Source organism: Psychrobacter sp. Choline-02u-9 (assembly GCF_002836505.1).
In the GTDB taxonomy this organism is placed as follows: Bacteria; Pseudomonadota; Gammaproteobacteria; order Pseudomonadales; family Moraxellaceae; genus Psychrobacter.
Genome location: NZ_PJBF01000060.1, coordinates 1 through 14978 on the forward strand (window position 1 = coordinate 1; position 14978 = coordinate 14978).

Sequence of the window (14978 nt, forward strand, 5' to 3'; positions counted from 1 at the left end):
TGAATGATCAATAAAAAGCTGTTTAATGGCTCATAATAGAATTAAATCATCATAAACCTAGCTATCAACCGCACGAACCACTGCTTAAACAATGCTCCGAACTAATTCTTGTATCCGTTATTATACGCTGACTTGTCTTAAATAGTCATACATCTCTCAATCGAAATCAACTTCTCTCTAACTAGTAGATATAAAGCTCGATTGATTATAACCTTTCTTATAACCGTATAATTATCTTGATATGCAAGGTCGCGATATTAGCTGACCGACATCATCAAACAATCCGTAAAATCCGTTAACATATGGAACAACAGTCCAATTCCAATGATATTAAGAGGCTTACGAAGAAAGAGTAAAGCAAAATACACTAGCATCGCATAATAAGTATGTAACGGATGAAAATTAATGCTACATCTATTCGCCTGAAATATTGGGTTTGCTACCAGATGATCTATATCAACCAACATGGTTGCAAGCAAAATTAGATATGCTTTTTTCCACTCTTTTCTAAAAAACGCAATCGCAATAAAAAGAGGGAAACCAAAGTGCAAAAAATAGTGTATTAATGTCTGCATACTGACCTATTAGTTTTAGTCTTCTATATATAAGACCATCAAAACCAATATTTATTAATATACTGACAGCACTAAAAGGCAACACCTCAGTGTCACCTTTGAATCATTGTCTACCGCACTACTGTTATATATTTCAATATTCTATAATTTCGATATCGACGCAAAGTTATATAAATAGCAAAACAAGCATAAAAGGTATAAACAATAAATGGAGCTCATATCGAGAATTGAACTCGAGACCTCTCCCTTACCAAGGGAGTGCTCTACCGCTGAGCTATATGAGCGTGTGTTAAGACCTTTGAGTTGCACTAAAAAAAATATCACGATGCAGCAATAATTACTGACTCTCGTGATGATTTATTGTTATGCTTTGCGATGGTGTATATATGGAGCGGGTGGCGGGAATCGAACCCGCGTCATTAGCTTGGAAGGCTAAGGTGTTACCATTATACCACACCCGCATTTACTCTTATTCAGGATAACTCTAATCGAGAGTTATTAGATATAGAGAGTATGCTTGGCGCTATGACAAACTTTAGAAAATATGGTGGTGGGGGAAGGATTCGAACCTTCGAAGCTTTCGCGACAGATTTACAGTCTGTTGGGTTTGACCGCTCCCCAACCCCACCTTAGATTGCTTTGAACAAAAATGACTTACATTTAAGACAAATTCATAAAAAGCTACTTTAAGAGAGATGGTGCCGACTGCCGGGATCGAACTGGCGACCTACTGATTACAAGTCAGTTGCTCTACCAACTGAGCTAAGTCGGCTTGTTCTCTTAAAGTGGTGGCTATTCTATCAAATTTTTTGAGATGCGCAAGTACTTTTTCATCTTTTTTTAAATTAATTTGATATAAATATTTAAGTCACTGATTAAGCTAGTTTTTTTATAAATAAAAATATGGCAATAAATTGGCTTTTTACTTGCAGCCTTTATTTTTGCCACATCACTGGCTATTTAATTAGCGAATACGCAAGCCATTACAGGCCATTTCTACCGCTTTTATTAGGGCCAATGCTTTTTTATTGGTTTCATCCCATTCTTTTTCTGGTACAGAATCAGCAACGACCCCTGCTCCGGCTTGAATATGTATCTCACCACGGCGCATCACCGCAGTACGGATAGCAATGGCCGTGTCCATATTACCATTCCAACCTAAATAACCAACTGAACCACCAAATACTGTTCGACGTACTGGTTCTATCTCATCGATGATTTGCATGGCGCGGATTTTGGGTGCACCCGATAGCGTACCAGCTGGGAAAGTGGCACAAAATACATCTAGTGCATCTTTGTCAGCTCGTATCGTACCCTCAACGTTAGATGCGATATGCATCACTTGTGAGTAGCGCTCTATAAACATCTTTTCTGTGACTTTGACACTGCCATACTCGCAAACGCGGCCAAGATCATTGCGACCCAAATCAATGAGCATCAAATGCTCCGCTGTTTCTTTCTCATCATTTAGCAGCTCTTGCTCAAGCGCGAGGTCTTCAGCCTTATCTCGGCCACGTTGCCGTGTCCCTGCTAGCGGCCTTACCGTCACCTTGCCATTTTCGATACGGGATAGGATTTCAGGAGAAGCACCGATAATATCAAAGCGTTTGTGATCATCGAGTGTATAGCCATGCACCAAGAACAGATAAGGCGACGGATTAAGGTAGCGAAGCGCACGATAGACGGCTAGAGAGTCGCCTGTATAGTCCGCTGTCAATCGCTGCGCTGGCACTACCTGCATGACGTCACCTGCGGCAATGTAATCCTTTATTTTATTGACATCGCTACAGTATTTTTCGGCCCCTGTTTGCGATATAAATTTAGGCGTAGGCATTACAGGTGCGCGCAGGTTGGATGGTTCTGCTAGCTTTTCCTCGATTTGTTCTAGCTCACGGATAGCTGAACTATAGCCATCTTCAGACTGGCAATCAGCATAGACGATGATTGACAGCGTATTCTCTAAATTATCAAATACAATAACGCTCATCGAAAGCATCAGCCACATATCTGGCATCGACATTGGATTGGGCGCATCAGATAAGCCAACACTTGGCTCAATAATACGTACCATATCGTACCCAAAGTAACCGACTAGACCGCCGCTAAAGCTCGGCATGGTCGGCACATCTTCAGCAGTTGGCATTTGATACTGCGCCATCAGCTCACGCAGGTAATCAAAGGGATTCTCTACTGCCTCTGTATCAATATGATCGTTTCGTTTGGTCGTCATATTGCCATCAGCGTACTGCAAAATCAGATCACTACCCAATCCAATCATGGAGTACCGTGCCCAGCGCTCACCGCCTACCACAGACTCAAATAGATATGCAGAGCCGTTTAGATCACGTACTTTGGAGAATACAGATACGGGAGTCTGCGCATCCATCAGACGCTTTTTTACTAGCGGTGCGTGACTAAAGCCTCTATCTCTAAAAGCTTGGTATTCTTCAAAAGTCATCATAATAGCTCTCTCTTAGCACCTTATAGGCAATAATAAAACTATAAGCTGCTCTATAAAATATAGCGCCAATATTCGCTAAAATATCGACGCTATAATGAGTCATTTGTTTAAAAAACGGTAAGCACAATAAGGCTCTCTATCAAAAATCACGACGAAGACCGAGTGTAGAGTTGAATTATGCACCGCCCATATTAAACAACCATAAGGCCAAACCGATAATTAGAATGGTCACAAATACCCATATAAACCAGCCGCCGCTCGCTTTTTTCTCTACATGACCTGCATGAGCAGGGTTGCTGATTTCTTGATCCATCGCATTATTGCCTTCGGTACCAAGATCGCGCGGCTGCCCTAAATTAGCCGTGCCTGAAAACTGTGCACTAGCTGCTTGTTTGGCTTTTAAAACTTCAGGGTCAGCTTCTTCTTGTAACTCTGTTTTTGTCGTTTTGTCGTGTTCGTCTTGGACTGCTGGCTGCTCATGCACTGCTGGCTGCTCATGCACTGCTGGCTGCTCCTCTACCACTGGCGCGCTATCAGTAGATGCTGTCTGTAATGGCTCTGTAGACGTCACAGCCTCTGTTTCAGTTGCTGTTGGTACAGATGTGTCAGTTACTACCTCTGTGGCAACTGGCGTTTCTTCTACTGGCGTAGGCGATGCTGCATCAGCGTCAGACAGTACTTCATCAATACCGGTTTCTTTGACAATTGGCTCTGTAGAAACGGCTTCTTCAGTAGCTAGCTCTTCAACAACTGGTTCAACGGTTTCGTGCGTAGGGGTTACTGATTCTTCGGTCATATCTGAGCCGGCATCTGCAGATAAAGGCTCTACAGGTACAGTATCATCTGTAGCAGGTAACATTTCTTCGATACCAGTTTCTTTGATCACTGGCTCGTTGCCTGTTTGCTCTATGATCGGCTCTTCTTCAAGAACGCTTTCCTCAACTACTTGCTTTTCGGTCACAGGCTCACTAGCAGGAGTTTCTGTCAAGGCAGCTGTGTCAGCATTTTCATGTGCATCTGCTACTAACTCCTCTGTGGTCACTGGCGCAGCAGATGCCTGTACTTGAAAGCTAAAACTTGCAAAGCCAAGCGTATCATTTGCTTTTAGATGACTAGATTCATTACCTGCAATACGTTGCTCATTGATGAACGTACCATTAGAAGAATCTAAGTCTTTCACGTACAGCTGACCATCTAGCACACTGAGCACTGCATGGTTGCGAGAAACCTGCTTGCTACCTAGTACTACGTCGTTATCACTACCACGACCTATAGATAAGCTATCACTAACTGTCAGTGTCAGGTCACCTAGCGCTTCAGTTAATGCATTCAGTTGCCAAGTTGTACTTGCTGCCGTATTCATACTGTCTGTCTCGTTCGTCATGTTATAACTCCTTATTTTTCTATTGAATATCCAATGATGCTAAAAATAATAACTCTAAAATATTACTGCCAATTTATGATAAGTATTGTCGCTATTCCTTTAATGATATCTGCCCAGCACGGTTTATTAAGCACTTTCCTCAAACACTGTACAGTATTTACTTTGGTATAAAGTGAGGTTTTATAACTTTATCAAGCTTACTATAGGGGATATTAAGGACAGGCATACCGTAAGCATATGGACCAATAGAATAATGCTGATAACGAATGCTAACGCCTGTATCTGTCAAGGTCACATTATCGCTTAACGTAAATGGCCAGTTTTTCTCATAACTGCTCACATCTTCAGCAACCGTTTTAACCCATCCTTTATACGCATCATAGGCAAGCGCCTCAAAACGAGGTTTTTTACCTGAGATAAGCATATCGTCAAGCGTGACTTGCTTTTTGGTACTTGGGTCAAATACTAGGTACTCGCTATAAGGCATGCCGTGTGCACCGCCAGTATAGATATAAGAGCTAATCTCAAACAGTTCAAACTCATCGACATGACCTAGATAATTGGGCGTTACCATCAGATTATAACCCCACGACACATCATCAGGCATATCTCGGAATTGCGAGCTCACAAAGCTATCAAGAGCAGCCGTAACTTCCTTCTTGCTGCTTTCACCCTTGATAGGTGCTGACTCTGTCATCTGACTATTGACGACTAAGTTATCGATACGGGCATTGGCAATCTCATCTATCCAGTTTTGACTACTTTTGAGATATTTAACTTCAATCTCTGGACAGTTATCACGCTTGTCACATGTCTCTTGTATATTACTGGGTAGTTGATACGGTAGATATTCAGTGCTACTAAGAAAGCTTCCTGCATTTACCGACATACTAACGGCACTTAATAATAGGCTGCCAGTCAACATAGCAATTGAACGTCTCTGGCTTACCTTTATCGAAAATAGATCAGCCGATATAGATTTATCATCAGTTTGAGTCGTAGTGTGCATATGTCCTCTTTTATAAATATAAAATGTTGTTTATCATTCTACCGTAACAATTGCACTGTATTGTAGGAACACTGTTTGTGTTTTTAAGGTTCTGTTCACAATTAAATGCTTATCTCCTCGCATTTATCACATAAATAACAGACAATAAAAAAGACACGGCTAGCGTGTCTTAATAGATAAACAATACAGCGATGTGGCTGATTTTAATGCTCACGCGTACTGCTAAAAGTCACTTCTGGATAACGATCTTGCATCAACTGTAAGTTAACACGTGATGGTGCAAGGTACGTTAAATAACCACCACCATCTATTGATAATTGGTCATGAGCTTTCTTCTTGAACTTCGCCAATGCTACTTCATCATCGCAATGAATCCAGCGTACCGTAGCTATCGATACTGGCTCAAAGGTACATTGAACCTTGTACTCTTCTTTGAGACGATGCGCGACCACTTCAAACTGTAGGACACCGACTGCACCCAAAACCAAATCATTATTAATCTGCGGCATAAACACCTGCGTTGCGCCCTCTTCACTTAATTGTTGAAGACCTTTTTGCAGAGCTTTTGATTTGAGCGGATCTTTTAATACCACACGGCGGAACAATTCAGGGGCAAAATGCGGAATACCCGTAAAGCTCAACTCCTCGCCTTCAGTGAAACTGTCACCAATAGAGATGGTGCCATGGTTATGCAAACCAATGATATCACCTGGATAGGCTTCTTCTAACGCCTCACGGTCACCTGCTAAAAAGGTCAACGCATCAGCAATACGTACGTCTTTACCCAGACGCACATGCTTCATTTTCATACCCTTCTCGTACTTACCAGAGCACACTCGCAAGAACGCAATACGGTCACGGTGACGCGGATCCATATTGGCCTGAATCTTGAAGACGAAGCCTGTAAAATCTGTCTCGGTGGCTGATACTTCACGCTCAGTCGTTGAATGGGCTTTTGGCGGTGGGGCATATTTGACCAAGGTATCAAGTACCATGTTTACCCCAAAGTTACCCAATGCTGTGCCAAACAATACTGGCGTCATCTCGCCAGCCAAAAATGCTTCAACACTGAACTCTTCTAGCGCCATCTGTACCAGCTCAAGCGACTCTTCGAAAGCGTCAAACATCAACTGTCCTAGACGCTCACGGATATCTGGATAATCGTAGCCTTCTCTGGTCTCAGAGACCGTCATCTTGCCGCCATTACCTTTTTCATAAAAGTAAGTTTTATTTTCAGTCAAATGATAGACGCCAATGAAGTCTTGACCCATACCGATAGGCCAAGTCACTGGGATACATTTGATTTTTAGAACGGCTTCGATTTCGCTAAGCAACTCAAGCGGCTCACGAATCTGACGATCTAGCTTGTTGACAAATGAGATAATAGGCGTATCGCGCATACGGCACACTTCCATCAGCTTGATGGTTCGTTCTTCGACACCTTTTGCACCATCGACCATCATCAGTGCACTATCCACTGCGGTCAAAGTACGGTAGGTATCTTCACTAAAGTCGGCGTGACCTGGGGTATCTAGTAGGTTAACCATATGGTCTTTATACGGAAACTGCATGACAGACGTCGTAATCGAGATACCACGCTCTTGTTCCATGCTCATCCAATCTGAGGTTGCATGACGATCGGTCTTACGGCCTTTTACTTCGCCCACTACCTGAATCGCTTGACCCCACAACAGGAGTTTTTCGGTCATGGTGGTCTTACCAGCATCGGGATGCGAGATAATGGCAAAGGTGCGGCGCTTAGCAACTTCTTTGTTTAATTTCTTTGGATCTACGCTCATAATTTTCAGCTTCAACAGTTATGTGATTTAGAAGTGACTCTAAATAAATAAAATAAATAATGGGCTTATTGTAGCGGATTTAGCATCAGGGTGCAGAATTAGCGTATAAAAAAACACGCTCCGTTATTTCAACGAAGCGTGTTTTTGGGCTTTTAAATTGCGATTATCCTGCTTAATTAGCGCGACTAATAACCATCACTCCATCTCAATAGTAGCGTTCGATTTGCTCAGCTAAGAAGTCGCCAGCCACCTCATTAACAATTGTACAATCGACTACGTCAAAACGACTGTCTGTGTTCGGATCGGTGCTACCTTTGGCGACATAGTTTGCCTCATAGACGTCCTTTCCGTACTCAACACCGCTATATTCATAAGCAGGTTGATTTTTGTATTCAAAAAACATGACTTGCGCGGCTTGCTGCTGATTGCCTACGCCCACTCCGAATTGAGAAGTTCTATGATCTCTATCCGCACTAAAGCGGGTTTTGGCCACGTCAATCCACCTATCTATTGAAGCGTAACCGGTCTTGTTTTTATCATTAAATGCCAAAAACGAACGCTCACTGGTTATTACAGGGATATAACAAACCGACCCTTCAGGAAAAGCAACATTGGTCGGAATTTCAGAATAGTTGTTTAAGTCGGTAATAATACCGTACCTATTGTTCACGTTTGTACTAGCAACATAGCTGTTCGCACGCAGCCCTGATAAGTTAAGCGTCTTATAAGTGGTTTGGTAGTCTAGCTGGTTATTGGTGTTTTTTTCATAAATGGGGCGTTTGACCGTCCGATTATTAACCTCAATGTCTTTGTTTTCAAGTCGACCCTCGAAGTCATCTGCCAGCACGGTTCTGTCTAAATCATTCAGGCTTTGATTGCTATAACTATTGATGAGATTGGTTGTTTTGATCTCGCGCGCACCAGTACGATACGTTTCATCAATTCGCGCAATTGCCGTAGCATTGGCTTTGCTATCGTAACTATTAGCAAAGCTTGTCAATGTAATCTTGCTACTAGCCGTCCCATAAGCGCCGTCTTCTTCCTCGCACCCTATCAAAGCAAGCGTCGTCAAAAAACAAACACTAGGTATCGCAATCCATCTATTCATCAAACAATGTCCTTATGATTCAGATTTCTATTATCCGTACTGATAACGTATATATGGCTCATTACCGCTATTGTACCTCTTTGACGACTGTACGATAAGCTTGTAAATCTAGAAACGAATAAAACTGTGCTCAAAATCTCATTTACAAACTAGCAGTATATATTTACTCTCTATGCACTGAGCTGCGTGAGCGATTTGTTATGCTAGGTTTCATATTAAGATTTACCACTCAAATATAAACATAAAAACTCACAACAAAGGATGTGTCATGAAATCTCTATACTCTACCAAATCTACTGTTACTGGCGGCCGCATGGGTACAGCAACCTTAAGCGATAGTGATCTTGAAATCAATATGGTACCACCAGGCGGTAATGAAAAAGGTAATAACCCTGAGCAATTACTCGCAATGGGTTATGGCGCTTGTTTTGATGGCGCCTTAGGCGTAGTCAAAAAGATGGAAAGCGCAACATTTGGCTCAACTGTTGAGACCTCTGTAGACCTATTACAAGGTGACAATCACGAATATAAGCTTGCCGTAAAAATCCATGTCATCGCTGATAATACAGACCTGTCTGCTGACGAGATTCAAAAATTGGTCGAAAAAGCGCATGAAGTATGCCCATATTCGAAAGCAACCAGCGGTAATATCGATGTCGAAGTTTCTTCAGAAGTAAAATAACGCATTCAAAGACTCGTTATCAACGTCTATTAAATGACAAATAGCTGATAGTTATCAGACATTAAAAGAACTCAGATTATCTGGGTTCTTTTTTTTGTTTTTAGCAATTTATTTATCCTAGACATAAAATATCGAAAACTCAGTGTAGATTTCAATAAAAAAGAACACGATAGAACATCTCGTAACGGTTAAGCAGTTCGGCACGCGCTAATTTTATCGTTATAATAAGCGTATATATTTTTATCTAATAGCTGATAAGTGACTTTTATGACTGATGACATAGCTGACAATACCACCGATAACGACCACAACTCTCACCAAGCGCTTGACCCAAAAGCATTACCGAACTTCGATACCATGCCCAACGTGGCGCTGATGGATACCAGTCATGTAGACAAAGATCAGCCGCCTTTTATTTTGGTTGATGGTTCCTATTATCTGTTCCGCACTTATCACGCCTTGCCAAAAACCATGCAAAACTCGAAGGGCCTAATCACCAATGCGATACGCGGCACACTCAACGCATTGCTAAAATTGATGCGTCGCTATCACCCTACTCATATGGCTGTTTGCTTCGATACTAAATCACCGACTTTTCGCCATCATATGTCTGCTGATTATAAAGCCGCTCGTCCACCCATCGATGTCGAGCTAGTAGAGCAAATTCCTTATATTCATCGTTTAGTCACCGCATTAGGTATTCCGCTGTTGCGTATCGAGGGTGCAGAAGCGGATGATATCATCGGTACACTTGCCCATCGTGCTGTCGAGCAAGGCCATCATGTGGTCATTTCAACGGGTGATAAAGACATGATGCAGCTGGTCAACGACTGCGTAATACTGGAAGATAGCTTTACAGGTAAAGTCACGGATACGCCAGCAGTAATCGATAAATTCGGTATTAACCCAAACCAAATGATCGATTTCTTAACGCTAATGGGTGATGCCTCTGATGGTATCAAAGGCGTACCTGGTATCGGTAAAAAGACCGCTAAAGACCTACTCGTTGAGTATGGTGATATTGAAAACATGCTCAAGCATATCGGCTTTATCAAAGGTCGCGGGGCGAAAGGTCTGATTGAACACGCTGACGACATTCCTTTTAACAGAAAGCTTGCTACCATCGTCACCAACTTAGCCATCGGTCAAGATTGGAATGACCTAAAAATCAATACTGACCCTTGTGCCCATATAGACGAATTGCGCGACTTATATAATGAGCTTGAGTTTAGAAATGAGCTGGCATCACTCGATCACCCAAATCACCCTGCCAATGGCTCTAAAAGTGTTGCTGATAGCCAAGCCAATACTGAGTCACAGGCACAGGTGGCAAAATCGCTCCAATCCACTAAGAGCGACAACATCAAAGACAGTACTAACCATGATAAAGCGTGGCACACTGTACTCGACAAGCCAGCGTTTGATAGCTTGGTCAAATTACTAGAGGCAGCTCCGCACTTTGTCATTGATACTGAAACTACCAGCGTCCATTGGCGCGACGCGCAAATCGTCGGGCTGTCTTTTGCGGTGCAAGCGCATGAAGCCTATTATATCCCGCTCACCCACAGCTTAGAAGGTGATGAGCTAACAGCGAGACAACTCGACCGCGATACCGTACTGGCGCGCTTAAAGCCTGTGTTAGAGAATCCAAATATCGGTAAAATCGGTCAACATCTGAAATATGACGCGCATATTCTTGCTCACTATGATATTGACTTAGTCGGTGCGATACATGAGCAGCCAAATAACTGGGCGATGGATACCATGCTTGCCAGCTATGTCATCAATGCGGCAGCGACTCGACACGGTATGGACGATTTGGCACGCCATTATCTGCAAACGCAGACGATTAGCTTTGAAGAAGTCGCAGGCAAAGGCGCGAAGCAAGTTACATTTGACCAAGTGGCTATCGATATTGCGAGTGACTATGCTTGTGAAGACGCTGATATTACTTATCAGTTATTTGACGTGTTCAGCGTTGAGCTGGCAAATGATACCAATAATGCCAAATTGCTACACGAGCTAGAGATTCCAACGGCAGAGATACTTTGCCAAATGGAAGCAAACGGCATTCTCATCAAACGCTCTTTCTTAAACGAGCTATCAAAACGCTTTGATGAAGAAATCATCGCGCTAGAAAAACGTGCTTATGAAGTGGCAGGGGAAGAGTTTAACTTAGGATCACCGAAGCAGCTTGGTGAGATGCTGTTTGACAAGCTTGGCGTGCCGGGTGGCAAAAAAACCAAATCTGGTCAATACTCGACTGGTGAAGCGGTTCTATCAAAAATCGATCATCCATTAGTCGATATCACCTTAGAGTATCGCGGGCTGTCTAAGCTAAAAAGCACTTATACCGATGCACTCGATAATGTTGCAGATGCTGAGACCGACCGCGTGCATACCAGTTACCATCAAGCACTAACCAGTACTGGCCGTCTGTCATCAACTGATCCTAACTTACAAAATATTCCCATTCGTACTGCGACTGGCCGCCTGATTCGCCAAGCCTTTATCGCCCCAGAAGGTCGCGTGATCTTGGCCGCCGATTATTCACAAATTGAGTTACGTCTAATGGCGCATTTCTCAGGTGATAAGCACTTGACGCATGCCTTTAACGAAGGCCTAGATATTCATGCTGCGACTGCTGCTGAAGTGCTTGGCAAGGACGTTACGGACGTTACCTCAACTGAGCGCCGTAATGCCAAAGCCATTAACTTTGGTCTGCTATACGGGATGAGTGCCTTTGGACTTGCCAAGCAATTACAGATGAGCCGCGGTGAAGCACAAGACTATATCGATATGTACTTTGAGCGCTATCCGGGTGTCAAAAACTATATGATTAATACCCGTGCTAGCGCGTACGAGCAAGGCTATGTCGAGACGATATTAGGCCGTAAACTCTATACCCCTGATATCAATCATAGCAATCGTATGGTCAAGCAAGGCGCTGAGCGCGCCGCAATCAACGCGCCGCTACAGGGTTCCGCTGCTGATTTGATTAAGCTTGCCATGATTGCCGTTGATAAGGTATTGCCAAAAGATCAAGCCAAAATGCTGCTGCAAGTCCATGATGAACTGGTGTTTGAAGTGGATGCCGATAAAGTAGACGCGGTTAGCCAACTGATTACCGATGCCATGCAAGATGTCTTGACGACTACGGCCGTAGATAAAGGCTGGCATGTCGACTTTGCTGTACCGTTACTAGTTGAGACTGATAGCGGTCAAAACTGGGATGAGGCGCATTAATCATTGATTTGGTCAACTTAGAACGCTAGCGAGCTTAAAGATATGATGGGTTATGATAGGCTTTGAAACCCACTGTATCATCTATATAAACAACCACTTATGACTACTTGGTTATATTCTATGACGTTATTATTACCATATTGGGTTATAATAGCGTCATAGTAAATTATGCATATTTCGTTAGATGTTTTTCGGTTTAGAGTGAGTCTACGGGCTCACTTTTTTGTTTTTGACACATTTTTTTGATACGCAGGAGCCAGTTATTTTGAGTTCAGATGGCATCGTTGAAGTCCCTGGCATTATACTTTTGATAGTATGCCTATTGCGCAGTTCACAGTATGTTATGAAAAGTCATGTCAAACAAATTAAGGCTTTTTGGCTAGCAGCCGTACTTATATTTGTTTCTGTCATTCGTCGAGAGCTGAACTATCTACCAGACTTACTGGTTCCAAGCGACTTTTTGATGCTTGGTCAATCTTATGACTGGTGGGAGGACAGCGTCCTTACCGTTATCTATCTCATCGCGCTTGGTTTGCTGGTCTATTCGAGGCATTACCTATGGGCAGTGCTAAAAAACGTGCCAGTTTCGCTCTATCTTAGCGTTACTGTACTTGCTGTCATTCAGTACATGGGCGAGAACGCTATTATGTTCCCGCATACATTTGGTGAAATTGTCGAAGAGCTGGCTGAGACTGCAATCTACGGTATTGCCTTGACCTATTTATGGCAATTTAAACTGGCTAACTATGAGTCATGTCTAGTACAGAAGTTAAATTACAAGTTCGACCACGCCAATAATTAACACTATAAGTTTGATTGCTTATGTAGCAATCTGGCTATCGTACAGGGCCTTAGCACAAATTTCATAAATAATTACGGCTACTCATCTTGAGTAGTCGTTTTGCGTTCTAGTCATCGTCTTACATTTTTTGAACATCCTGTCACACCTTACTACTAGTGAAAAGTTGATTAAGCGTACAAACTGAGAAGCATATTATCTACATTGCAATGAGCGATGCTTTAACAAGCCAGCGCGATATTTTTACTTCTAATGATGGCGACATCTAATAACTACAATAAGGAATTATTCATGGAAAACTCAAAAAACCCACTACCAGAAGAGATGGATCATATTGACGGTAATCGTCGTGACAATAATGACAACGTCGATAACTTAGATAACAATAATCAGGATGAACAAGACAACCAATTGGTTGATTTGGACAATCCTATGCTGCATACCATTGATAACGATGATGTGATTGATAATAGTGCGGGATTTAACAATTCAGAAGTCGGTAGTGATGCGACCCAGGGACTCACACCTGCGCATCGTCAAAATATCGATGAGTCACGTGTCGATGAGATTTTGGTTCAGGACAATCTTGATGACAGTGATTATCCTGATGCGATGGATATTGTTGATAGAGAAGCGGCCGAACGTAGCAACGATGATGATTTTTAGAACTCAATACGATTGTTTATCTACCCCTCTAAACCAAAAAAGCACGCTTAACTATATTAAGCGTGCTTTTTTTATTCTACTATTCAACTTACTGAAACAGCGACTCTCGATTGTCTAAACCCAGCCATCTAACGTGCCAGCCCAACCTTTTACTAAAGGCAAGCTCAACGCTTCAAGCAACTCAATATGTGTCTCATCAAGGTTTAATGCAGGGATATAATGATATTCTTGCCCGCCAGCATCAAGGAAGTTATCACGGTTTTCAATGGCTAGCTCCTCTAGTGTCTCTAGACAATCTGCCGAGAACGCCGGACTGATCACCTGTACCGAGCGCACACCTGACTTACCCCAATCTTCCAACACCACATCGGTATACGGCTTGACCCACTCTTGCTTACCAAAGCGTGACTGAAAACTAATAATCCATTCGTCATCGTTCAGGCCAAGCTCATGTGCCACTTGTGCAGCGGTACATTTACAGCGCTTAGGATACGGATCACCTTTATCAGCATAAGGCTGCGGAATACCATGAAAACTAAACATTAACTTTTCAGGCTTGCCATGCTTCTCTTGAAAACGGCGAATAGAGTTGGCCAAAGCTTGAATATATAGCGGATGGGCAAAGTAGTCTTTGACAATCGTATAATTTGGCAAGTTGCGTTGCTTGAGCGTCCACTTCGTCAGCGCATCATATACAGCACCGCCTGAAGAGGCAGAGTACTGTGGAAACAACGGCAGTATGACAAAGTGATCAACCCCTTCACCACGTAGCGCGTCCATGACATCAGGCAAACCAGGATTACCATAGCTCATCGCAGGATGCACAGAGACACGAAAGGGTGCCACACTATCGGCCAAACGTGGTTCTAATAGCTCAACTTGGCTTTTTAGTATTTTACGAATCGGTGAGTCACCTTCCCAGATACTGGCGTATGCCTTTGCTACGCGCTTAGGACGACTGGGCAAGACAAATAGATTCAGAATAATAGCCCATAGAAATTTGGGAATCTCGATTACTCGTGGGTCTGACAAAAACTGTTTGAGGTAGCGACGTACGGCAGGGGCCGTTGGCTCATCTGGTGTACCAAGATTCACTAACAAAACGGCAATACGTGGGGGCAATTTAGGTTTCATAGCAGCACTTTATTAGCAGTAAGTTATTAAGGGTGATGTCAAAATAATAAGAGACGATACTGTTAAGACACAGTTGAATAGACACCTCATTAGTGTAGCATTTTATCTATTAATA

General features: G+C 42.7%; 11 protein-coding genes and 4 tRNA genes. 4 read left to right on the forward strand and 11 right to left on the reverse strand.

The window, feature by feature from the left end:
• Positions 1–257: 257 nt before the first annotated feature.
• The 10 genes from CXF69_RS14420 to CXF69_RS12550 form a co-directional block, all read right to left on the reverse strand.
• A complete protein-coding gene (locus CXF69_RS14420) occupies positions 258–575 on the reverse strand; it encodes a DUF6122 family protein (protein ID WP_102078394.1) in 318 nt (105 codons plus the stop codon).
• A gap of 209 nt (positions 576–784) precedes the next feature.
• Positions 785–859 (reverse strand) — tRNA-Thr (locus tag CXF69_RS12510).
• 103 nt (positions 860–962) lie between these two features.
• Positions 963–1036, reverse strand: a tRNA-Gly gene (locus CXF69_RS12515).
• Between the two features lie 84 nt (positions 1037–1120).
• Positions 1121–1204 (reverse strand) — tRNA-Tyr (locus CXF69_RS12520).
• 67 nt (positions 1205–1271) lie between these two features.
• Positions 1272–1347 (reverse strand) — tRNA-Thr (locus CXF69_RS12525).
• A 192-nt stretch (positions 1348–1539) separates the two neighbouring features.
• The gene (gene trpE / locus CXF69_RS12530) at positions 1540–3036 is read right to left on the reverse strand and encodes an anthranilate synthase component I (RefSeq protein WP_101204255.1); all 1497 of its coding nucleotides are present in this window, start codon (positions 3034–3036) and stop codon (positions 1540–1542) included.
• A 175-nt stretch (positions 3037–3211) separates the two neighbouring features.
• Positions 3212–4420 (reverse strand): FHA domain-containing protein, encoded by a 1209-nt coding sequence (locus CXF69_RS12535; protein WP_101204254.1) that lies wholly within the window; start codon positions 4418–4420, stop codon positions 3212–3214.
• 157 nt (positions 4421–4577) lie between these two features.
• Positions 4578–5429, reverse strand: a complete 852-nt coding sequence (locus CXF69_RS12540) for an RsiV family protein (RefSeq protein WP_101204253.1) — start codon at positions 5427–5429, stop codon at positions 4578–4580.
• A 203-nt stretch (positions 5430–5632) separates the two neighbouring features.
• A complete protein-coding gene (locus tag CXF69_RS12545) occupies positions 5633–7228 on the reverse strand; it encodes a peptide chain release factor 3 (RefSeq protein ID WP_101204252.1) in 1596 nt (531 codons plus the stop codon).
• A gap of 205 nt (positions 7229–7433) precedes the next feature.
• A complete protein-coding gene (locus CXF69_RS12550) occupies positions 7434–8336 on the reverse strand; it encodes a hypothetical protein (RefSeq protein ID WP_102078393.1) in 903 nt (300 codons plus the stop codon).
• 268 nt (positions 8337–8604) lie between these two features.
• Here CXF69_RS12550 and CXF69_RS12555 point away from each other — a divergent pair, with 268 nt between their 5' ends.
• The 4 genes from CXF69_RS12555 to CXF69_RS12570 all read left to right on the forward strand — a co-directional run bounded on the left by CXF69_RS12555 (position 8605) and on the right by CXF69_RS12570 (position 13729).
• Positions 8605–9018, forward strand: coding sequence for an Ohr family peroxiredoxin (locus CXF69_RS12555; RefSeq protein WP_057758473.1), 414 nt, complete (start codon positions 8605–8607; stop codon positions 9016–9018).
• A gap of 267 nt (positions 9019–9285) precedes the next feature.
• Positions 9286–12264 carry a DNA polymerase I gene (gene polA / locus CXF69_RS12560; protein ID WP_101204250.1) on the forward strand — a complete coding sequence of 993 codons (2979 nt, stop codon included), beginning with the start codon at positions 9286–9288 and terminating at the stop codon, positions 12262–12264.
• A 343-nt stretch (positions 12265–12607) separates the two neighbouring features.
• Entirely contained in the window at positions 12608–13066 is a 459-nt protein-coding gene (locus CXF69_RS12565; protein ID WP_180952633.1) for a hypothetical protein, read from the forward strand.
• A 288-nt stretch (positions 13067–13354) separates the two neighbouring features.
• Positions 13355–13729, forward strand: a complete 375-nt coding sequence (locus CXF69_RS12570) for a hypothetical protein (protein WP_101204249.1) — start codon at positions 13355–13357, stop codon at positions 13727–13729.
• Between the two features lie 114 nt (positions 13730–13843).
• Here CXF69_RS12570 and hemH read toward each other — a convergent pair whose 3' ends face one another.
• Entirely contained in the window at positions 13844–14863 is a 1020-nt protein-coding gene (gene hemH, locus CXF69_RS12575) for a ferrochelatase (protein ID WP_101204248.1), read from the reverse strand.
• Between the last annotated feature and the right edge of the window lie 115 nt (positions 14864–14978).

What these genes read in the sequence shown, in the direction of transcription:
- CXF69_RS14420 (WP_102078394.1), bottom strand. Translation starts at nt 575, where the DNA reads ATGCAGACATTAATACACTATTTTTTGCACTTTGGTTTCCCTCTTTTT.
- trpE (WP_101204255.1), bottom strand. Translation starts at nt 3,036, where the DNA reads ATGATGACTTTTGAAGAATACCAAGCTTTTAGAGATAGAGGCTTTAGT.
- CXF69_RS12535 (WP_101204254.1), bottom strand. Translation starts at nt 4,420, where the DNA reads ATGACGAACGAGACAGACAGTATGAATACGGCAGCAAGTACAACTTGG.
- CXF69_RS12540 (WP_101204253.1), bottom strand. Translation starts at nt 5,429, where the DNA reads ATGCACACTACGACTCAAACTGATGATAAATCTATATCGGCTGATCTA.
- CXF69_RS12545 (WP_101204252.1), bottom strand. Translation starts at nt 7,228, where the DNA reads ATGAGCGTAGATCCAAAGAAATTAAACAAAGAAGTTGCTAAGCGCCGC.
- CXF69_RS12550 (WP_102078393.1), bottom strand. Translation starts at nt 8,336, where the DNA reads ATGAATAGATGGATTGCGATACCTAGTGTTTGTTTTTTGACGACGCTT.
- CXF69_RS12555 (WP_057758473.1), top strand. Translation starts at nt 8,605, where the DNA reads ATGAAATCTCTATACTCTACCAAATCTACTGTTACTGGCGGCCGCATG.
- polA (WP_101204250.1), top strand. Translation starts at nt 9,286, where the DNA reads ATGACTGATGACATAGCTGACAATACCACCGATAACGACCACAACTCT.
- CXF69_RS12565 (WP_180952633.1), top strand. Translation starts at nt 12,608, where the DNA reads ATGAAAAGTCATGTCAAACAAATTAAGGCTTTTTGGCTAGCAGCCGTA.
- CXF69_RS12570 (WP_101204249.1), top strand. Translation starts at nt 13,355, where the DNA reads ATGGAAAACTCAAAAAACCCACTACCAGAAGAGATGGATCATATTGAC.
- hemH (WP_101204248.1), bottom strand. Translation starts at nt 14,863, where the DNA reads ATGAAACCTAAATTGCCCCCACGTATTGCCGTTTTGTTAGTGAATCTT.